Here is a 6,437-nt window from a genome sequence, read left to right on the forward strand (position 1 = left end):
CTTTAAAGTGTGCGAGCGCAAGTAAACGCATCTTCATCTGAATGGTTTTTTGCTGGCTCGCAAGCTTTTTGAAGTCAGTGTTATTAAGGCTATCCATGGCTAAATTTCACAATAATTCATCAATCTTAATTAGATCACATTTTTACTTTAATTGGTATAAAGACACCGAGCCCCTGCACTTCATGCTATTCCGGCACATATCAGAAAGCCTAGTCTGACGACTAGGCTTTCGTCGTTTCCTGCGTATGTGTTTTGGGTTTTAGTAGTAGATCCTTATCGCTAGCTATGAAGTACTTCTCTATATATCGGGAGGTGCTGCTTGGGAATATAGGTGGTCACTTCTAACTCTTAAGCTAAATAGAGCAGAGCACTAATCTGATTGTTTTACTATGTGAAATTCTCTATCGCGTACGTACTTCGCCCTAAGGAGTGAGACTTTATTGCTTGAATACGTAAAGGGTAATTGTCGATTATGTTCGTATTGGTACTCGTTTAGCTGCTATCTAAACCATACCTGATACACGTATCTGGAACCCTGAGACTGACTAAGGAAAAGGTAGGATGCTTAACACTTCAAGCTATCACACTCACTGTGCATAAATAGAGATGTTGATTCGAAAGACCATCAAACAAACCTAAATAGCTATCTCGTAGATACAAAAACGCCTAGCGTTTGCTAGGCGTTGATAAATAGTGTCTCTAATACATCGACTACAGTATTTGCTTAAGCACCCTATCGGCTTTCACACGAGTGATCTTACGAATCAACTTCTGAACTTCCATCGGGTAGCTCTCTACCTTGTCTAACTGCTTATAAGTACAGATAAGCTGAGTGTGTTGAAGGATGTTATCCACTTCAGCCTGAAACTTGTCTGTTAGGTGATGGTAGTTATCTTGGATAAAGATACCGTTCTCTAGATCCAACTTCCATGCGCGTGGATTTAGATTATTACCTGTTAGTAGCATGTAGCGCTTATCTACCCAAATGCCCTTTAGGTGGAAGCTATTGGAGTCGTGTTGCCAAAGTCGAATTGATAGATTACGGCTAGCAATATGAGCTTCATTCGCTTTAGCGAAACGGCGTAAGTTCAGTTCGTAAAGGTATGGCAAACCACCAATCGTTTTAAACTCTTCTTCTGGTGAGATAAAGAAATCATTCGCTGTCTTATCACCAACAACAATGCTGACCTTTACGCCACGCTTAAGTGCTTTCTTCACTTCTTTAGCTAGGCTAGGTGGGAAGTTGAAGTAAGGTGTGCAGATGAAGATTTCATCTTTAGCTTGAGCGACGAGTTGGTTGATTCCCTGATTCAGACGGTTACGTCTTTTACCGATACCAACCAATGGTGTTACAGCCACTTGCTCTGCTGAAACCTCTTGCCCTTCGAATTGATACTGAGACCTTGCCAATGATGCTCGAAACTGACGAATCGCTGGTTTCAGTTCTTTGGTCGCAGGCTTGTTCTTGTCAGCCAGGTCATAAACAGCGCTGTCCGCAACCATCTGTTCGTGTACGTAGGCAAACATTGAGTCAGCAAGAGCTGCATTGTTTAAAACATGGTAACGATCAAAGCGATAGCGGTCATGGTAATTCAGATAGATATTGTTAAGGCTTGCACCGCTGTATATCACGCTATCATCGACGATAAAGCCTTTTAAGTGCAATACGCCAAAGACTTCTTTGCCGCGAACGGGAATGCCATAGACAGGCACAGAATGTTGATATTTCTCTGCGAACTCTTTATACATGGCTGCATTGCCTTCAGAAGACTCTGCGCCAATCAATCCACGCTGCGCCCGGTGCCAATCGACACAAACGCTCACGTCTAATTCTGGATTCTTTTGCTTTGCTTCATATAAGGCAGTCAGGATCTCACGGCCAGCCTCATCATCTTCAAGATACAAAGCGACTAAACTAATACGAGTCGTTGCGCGAGATATTTCATCAAGTAGGCGAGTTCGAAACTCTTGCGCTGATAGTAGTACTTCAAACTTGTCAGGATTCTGCGCTATGGTTGGCAACTGTATGAATGGATTCCTACTGGCAATCATATTGACTGTTTTACCTTAAAAATATGCAAAATTGCGAACCTTTAATTTTACCAAAGGGATAGCACCAAATACTAGATAATCGAGGCATTCTCTAACAATTTTGCTGATAATGCATAGGAATGAGATCTTTTCCGCTATTCGAATAGCGCTCGTATAAAACTCTTAAACCATTTGGTAGATCTTTAGGGTCTACTTGTACGAATTTGTGTCGCGCGTAAAAATTGGTGAGATGAGCGTACGCAAAGCAGTAATCATCTTCCGTAAGCGTATGTTGCGCACAATAATCCATAAGCTGGGAGCCTAATTGCTGACCACGATGTTGTTTTGATATCGCCATACCGGTAAGTAAGCGATTATTTTCTATTGTACGAAAACGCACGACACCGCACAGTTCGTTATTCAGCAATAACGAATAGATCAGTTCACTCTTATTCGCTTTTCCCGTTGGGTAATGTTCTTTATAGAAACGTTTAACTAGGGGAACCTTTACTGGGTCTAATTGAGTAATGATGACATTGTTCATTCAGTCACTGCGCCATTGGTTTATCTGCTGTAGAATGACCGCAGTGTAAGTTAATTGAATATCGCCATGCAATTCCATCTCAATGCTAGTTTAAAAAATGTTCATACTTTTTCCATCGATCAGACGTGTGATGCGTTGGTTGAAGTCACCACTACCGAAGAACTTATTTCGCTTTACAAAGACCCTAAATGGTCAGCTTTGCCTAAGTTAATACTGGGTAAGGGCAGTAATATGCTTTTTACTGAGCACTTCGCTGGCCTGGTCATCGTGAATAAATTAGCCGGGATTGAGCTGGCCGAGACGGACAGTCATCACCTACTGCATGTGAGTGGTGGCGAGGATTGGCCAAGCTTGGTTGAGTGGAGTGTGGATAAAGGGCTGGGTGGTCTAGAAAACCTAGCAATGATACCCGGCTGTTCCGGCTCTGCTCCGATTCAGAATATTGGTGCGTATGGTGTTGAGCTACAAGACGTATGCGAGTATGTCGATATCCTGTGTCTGGATACTTATACAGTTAAGCGATTAAGCAAAGAAGAGTGTCTCTTTGGTTACCGAGATTCTATTTTCAAACACGCTCTCTACGATAAAGCGATTGTTGTTGCGATTGGTTTAACGTTGCCGAAAGAGTGGGAGCCATACAATCACTATGGCCCGTTAAAAAGCCTAGCAGCCGATACGCTCTCCCCTCGCACTATATTTGATGAAGTGTGTGCTATCCGTTCAAGTAAGCTGCCAGACCCTAGAGTACAAGGGAATGCGGGTAGCTTCTTCAAAAACCCTGTGATCACCAAAGATCATTTTGATCGCTTGTTAGCTCTATATCCAAATATGGTTGGTTATGAGAGTAATGACATGATCAAAGTTGCTGCTGGCTGGCTGATTGATCAATGCCAGTTCAAGGGTGTGACAGAAGGTGGCGCTCAGGTTCACCCCAACCAAGCATTGGTTATTATCAATTATGATGAGGCTTCTGCTGTGGATATCCTTAAGCTTGCAGAGCGAGTGCGCCAGTCCGTTTTGAATAAATTCGATATTCGATTGGAACATGAAGTGCGCTTTATGGGACGAGACTGCGAGACAAACTTGGATAAGGCTTTGGAGTCATTGGCATGAGAGAGCACAGTACCAAGCTTGCACTATTGAGATGTCTTGCTGACGGTGAGTTTCATTCAGGTGAAGACCTAGGTGAAATGATTGGCGTATCACGAGCGGCTATCAGTAAGCACATTAAAGGTATTCAAGAGTGGGGTTTAGATATCTACCGAGTACAAGGCAAGGGTTACAAACTAGCCAGTCGTTTGGATATGCTTGACCAAGACAAATTGTCTGCAGTTAGTCGCGATGCTTCTCTTGAACTCATTCCCATCATAGGTTCTACAAACCAACACCTATTAGAGCGCACTAACACCCTCGAATCGGGTTCTGTCTGTATTGCTGAATATCAAGCTGCGGGTCGTGGACGCCGTGGACGAGAGTGGGTATCACCATTTGGTGCAAACCTCTATCTTTCAATGTATTGGAGACTCGACGCGGGGATGGCTGCCGCAATGGGCTTAAGCCTTGTGGTTGGTGTAGCTGTTGTTGAAGCTTTGGAAGAGATGGGCGTAGAAGGTGTAAAGCTTAAATGGCCGAACGACCTTTACCACAATGACAAGAAGCTTGCAGGTATCTTGGTCGAGCTGTCAGGACAGTCTGGCGGCGCTGCGCATATTGTGATTGGTTTAGGGCTAAACCTATCCATGGATCCAACAACATCAGGTATTGGCCAGCCATGGACTTCCCTTAAAGAAGTGTGTGATGGGAAGGTGCCAGACCGTAACCAGTTAGCGCAGGCTCTGATCAATGCTTGGGATAAGTCACTTGTCGACTACGAGTTGAAAGGAATGTCCAATTTTTTAGAGCGTTGGAACCGCTTGGATAATTTCTTAGGTCGCAATGTTAGATTGATCATTGGACCTAGAGAAATTGAAGGTGTTGTTCAAGGCATCGATGAACAAGGTGCTGTATTGCTCAAAACTGAGAATGGTGTCGAGAGCTATATTGGTGGCGAGATATCGCTAAGAAAAGGCGACTAAGGCGTTACTATTTTCTTAGTAACACTTCTTCAACCATATGATCTGCGCCTTTACGTAGAATCAGGTGAGCCCTTTCTCTTGTCGGAAGGATATTTTGTTCAAGGTTCAAGCCATTAATTGAACTCCAGATACCTTCTGCTTTGTCCAATGCGGCTTGGTTCGATAATTTAGTGTAATGACTAAAGTAAGAGCCAGGCTTAGTAAACGCGCCATCGCGGAATTTCATAAAGCGATTGACGTACCATTCTTTGATTTGTTGGCTATCAGCGTCAACATAGAGTGAGAAATCAAGGAAGTCTGAAATAAACACGCGATGTGGCTCGTGTGGATAATTCATTCCGGTTTGTAAAACATTAAGCCCTTCAATAATAAGCACATCTGGTAGGTCGACGTACTTAACGTCATCAGTAATATTGTACGTAAGATGCGAGTAAACAGGGGCTGTGACATTTCTCTTGCAAGCTTTTACATCCGAAACAAAGTTCACTAAACGCTTGATATCGTAAGATTCAGGAAAGCCCTTTTTGCTCATCAACCCTTTCTCTTCTAACACCTCGTTTGGATATAAAAAGCCATCGGTTGTCACTAGTTCAACTTTTGGGTGGTTTTCCCAGCGAGAGAGTAGGGCTTTAAGCAGACGCGCAGTGGTACTTTTGCCAACAGCTACGCTACCCGCAATACCGATGATAAAAGGTGGCGCTTTCTCTTTCTTATCTAGAAATTGGTGGAGTACCGAGTTTCTATTCTGTCTGGCTGCCACATAGAGGTTCAATAGACGAGATAGCGGTAGATAGATCTCTACTGCCTCTTCCATTGTGAGCTTTTCATTGATGCCTTGAAGCTCTTTTAAGTCGCTCTCAGAAAGTGTCATCGGAACTAAATTCCTTAGCTCAGACCAACGTTCGCGGTCAAATGACATAAATGGGCTCATACAAAACTCTATAGTGGATAACAAAACAAGTGCATGGAAAATACATCAAGCGATAGATAAATAAAATATCTTCCTGTACTAGATGCGGGTTAAAGACGTAAACCTTGAGCTAAATAGCCGTATGTAGGAGTTTGGTCAGAGAATTTTGCACTTTTTTTCAATTTACTATTGCAAGGTGGAAAATCATTCAATAAAATGCGCCCCACTTGTGCCGACTTAGCTCAGTAGGTAGAGCAACTGACTTGTAATCAGTAGGTCACCAGTTCGATTCCGGTAGTCGGCACCACTTTCTCCCTTCCTATAAGGCAAGCGAGAGAAAGCTCAAAATTTGGAGAGGTTCCCGAGTGGCCAAAGGGAGCAGACTGTAAATCTGTTGGCACTGCCTTCGATGGTTCGAATCCGTCCCTCTCCACCATATTCTAAAGGTTAAATAGCTCAAACAGAGTTACGTGTTGCGTGCATCGTATAATGGCTATTACCTCAGCCTTCCAAGCTGATGATGCGGGTTCGATTCCCGCTGCACGCTCCAACTCATTTTGTGTGCTGATATAGCTCAGTCGGTAGAGCGCACCCTTGGTAAGGGTGAGGTCCCCAGTTCGACTCTGGGTATTAGCACCAGTCTAAAGCTTCTTCTCCTTTAATAAAGAAAACCATTTTTTTTGGTTGCGTGGTCTTATTTTAAGCCACCTAATCCGTACCTAGAGGGACACCCCATGTCTAAAGAAAAATTTGAACGTACGAAACCGCACGTAAACGTTGGTACTATCGGCCACGTTGACCACGGTAAAACAACTCTAACTGCTGCTATCTGTACTACTCTTGCAAAAGTGTACGGTGGTGTTGCTAAAGATTTCGC

Annotated in this window: 6 protein-coding genes and 4 tRNA genes; 7 read left to right on the forward strand and 3 right to left on the reverse strand. The window is 43.4% G+C overall.

Annotated elements, in window-relative coordinates:
• Nucleotides 1–711: 711 nt before the first annotated feature.
• The gene (pssA, locus tag AB4503_RS19700) at nucleotides 712–2,052 is read right to left on the reverse strand and encodes a CDP-diacylglycerol--serine O-phosphatidyltransferase (RefSeq protein WP_029235079.1); all 1,341 of its coding nucleotides are present in this window, start codon (nucleotides 2,050–2,052) and stop codon (nucleotides 712–714) included.
• Between the two features lie 91 nt (nucleotides 2,053–2,143).
• Nucleotides 2,144–2,575, reverse strand: coding sequence for a GNAT family N-acetyltransferase (locus tag AB4503_RS19705; protein ID WP_017059798.1), 432 nt, complete (start codon nucleotides 2,573–2,575; stop codon nucleotides 2,144–2,146).
• 66 nt (nucleotides 2,576–2,641) lie between these two features.
• Between AB4503_RS19705 and murB the strand changes: the two genes are divergently transcribed.
• Together murB and birA are read left to right on the forward strand one after the other, a co-directional pair.
• On the forward strand, nucleotides 2,642–3,688 hold the full coding sequence (gene murB / locus AB4503_RS19710; RefSeq protein ID WP_372115619.1) for a UDP-N-acetylmuramate dehydrogenase: 1,047 nt from the start codon (nucleotides 2,642–2,644) through the stop codon (nucleotides 3,686–3,688).
• Nucleotides 3,685–4,650 (forward strand): bifunctional biotin--[acetyl-CoA-carboxylase] ligase/biotin operon repressor BirA, encoded by a 966-nt coding sequence (birA, locus tag AB4503_RS19715; protein WP_017059800.1) that lies wholly within the window; start codon nucleotides 3,685–3,687, stop codon nucleotides 4,648–4,650. The genes murB and birA overlap by 4 nt, the downstream gene beginning before the upstream one ends.
• Nucleotides 4,651–4,657: 7 nt before the next feature.
• On the opposite strand, the gene coaA is transcribed toward birA, so the two are convergent.
• Nucleotides 4,658–5,581 (reverse strand): type I pantothenate kinase, encoded by a 924-nt coding sequence (coaA, locus tag AB4503_RS19720; protein WP_372115620.1) that lies wholly within the window; start codon nucleotides 5,579–5,581, stop codon nucleotides 4,658–4,660.
• Nucleotides 5,582–5,791: 210 nt separating this feature from the next.
• Here coaA and AB4503_RS19725 point away from each other — a divergent pair.
• The 5 genes from AB4503_RS19725 to AB4503_RS19745 all read left to right on the forward strand — a co-directional run.
• Nucleotides 5,792–5,867: transfer RNA gene (locus tag AB4503_RS19725), tRNA-Thr, on the forward strand.
• 44 nt (nucleotides 5,868–5,911) lie between these two features.
• A tRNA-Tyr gene (locus AB4503_RS19730) sits at nucleotides 5,912–5,996 on the forward strand.
• Between the two features lie 39 nt (nucleotides 5,997–6,035).
• A tRNA-Gly gene (locus AB4503_RS19735) sits at nucleotides 6,036–6,110 on the forward strand.
• A gap of 13 nt (nucleotides 6,111–6,123) precedes the next feature.
• Nucleotides 6,124–6,199 (forward strand) — tRNA-Thr (locus AB4503_RS19740).
• Nucleotides 6,200–6,294: 95 nt separating this feature from the next.
• Nucleotides 6,295–6,437 (forward strand): GTP-binding protein (locus AB4503_RS19745; RefSeq protein WP_240798929.1); only part of this gene is annotated, 143 nt, incomplete at its 3' end.

Origin of the sequence: Vibrio sp. 10N.222.55.B11, from assembly GCF_041473705.1 — a bacterium.
Taxonomy (GTDB): domain Bacteria; phylum Pseudomonadota; class Gammaproteobacteria; order Enterobacterales; family Vibrionaceae; genus Vibrio; species Vibrio crassostreae_C.